Below are 1,120 nucleotides of genomic sequence, written 5' to 3'. Positions count from 1 at the left end.
GCGTGGTGCGCCGGCTCAACCCGGCCACCAAGCTCACCGGCACGCCGCTGGTGCCGGTGGTCTACCGGATCAACATGCGCGACCCCAACAGCCTGTTCACCACCCAGGCGTTCCGCATGCGCAACCGCGACCTGATCTACGTCTCGAACGCCCCGTTCACCGAGGTCCAGAAGGTGCTGACCGCCTTCAGCGGCGTCACGGGCCCGCTCAGTTCCGCGGCCACCGCCTACGCCTACGCCAAGTAGCTCGGCCGACCCGCCGGCCTCCGGGCCGGCGGGGCCGAGATCCGGAAGACGCAAACAGGGCGCGGATGCCATCCGCGCCCTGTTTCGTTTGGCGTATCGCGAGGATGGTTCGCGTTGGGATCCCGGGAGCGTATATCGCTCACACAACGGGGCGCGACCGAGTCGATCGCTCGATGCCTTCGAGGGCTTGAACCGAGATCGCCACATCCCACCCCACGCCGATGGTCTAACGCGCCTGTTTTTGCTTTGTACGGCAATTTGCCGTATCGAGATGGACCGGGAAGGTGTTCCATGAAGGTCAAGACGGACGACGGAACGGCGCGGCTGGAGGCCAGGGTACCAGTGCCAGTCTACGACACACTGCAGCGCGCGGCACAGCTGCGCGGCATGACCCTGACCGGCTACCTCATCGCGACGGCCGGCGAGGATGCAAGGCGCGTTGTCGAGGAGGCCGAGATCCTGCGGCTGGCCCGCGCCGACCAGGTGCGGTTCGCGGAAGCCCTGATCGATCCGCCTAAGCCGACCGATCGTCTGAAGCGCGCCGCCGAGCGCCATGCGGCCCTGATCCAGCTTCGGTGACGGCGCCGTTCGTCATCGAGCCGTTGTCCAAGGCCCACGACCGAAGCGGCTTTGCCAGCGGCAACGACCGTGTCGATGCCTATTTCCGCCAGACCGTCGCCCAGGACGTGAAGCGCCGCTACGCGGCCTGCTTCGTCGCTCGCGAGGTGGCGACCGGGCGGGTCGGGGGATTCTACACCCTGTCTTCGAACAGCGTGCCGCTGACGGACCTCCCGGACGTGCTCGCCAAGAAGCTGCCGCGCTACCCGACCGTGCCGGCCGCCCTGCTGGGCTGGATGGGGCGGGACGAAGCCTTC

General features: G+C 67.7%; 1 protein-coding gene and 2 pseudogenes. All 3 read left to right on the top strand.

What is annotated here, in order from left to right:
- Positions 1–245 (top strand): annotated as a pseudogene (locus FV233_RS29535) (sugar transporter); the annotation flags it as partial.
- Between the two features lie 291 nt (positions 246–536).
- Entirely contained in the window at positions 537–824 is a 288-nt protein-coding gene (locus tag FV233_RS29530) for a DUF1778 domain-containing protein (protein ID WP_147857796.1), read from the top strand.
- A pseudogene (locus tag FV233_RS29525) lies at positions 821–1,120 on the top strand (GNAT family N-acetyltransferase); the annotation flags it as partial. The gene FV233_RS29530 and the pseudogene FV233_RS29525, both read left to right, overlap by 4 nt.

The sequence above is a fragment of the Methylobacterium sp. WL7 genome, from assembly GCF_008040085.1.
Taxonomy (GTDB): domain Bacteria; phylum Pseudomonadota; class Alphaproteobacteria; order Rhizobiales; family Beijerinckiaceae; genus Methylobacterium; species Methylobacterium mesophilicum.
Note: the sequence above shows the minus strand (reverse complement) of the source record. Positions and strands in the feature narration are given on the sequence as shown.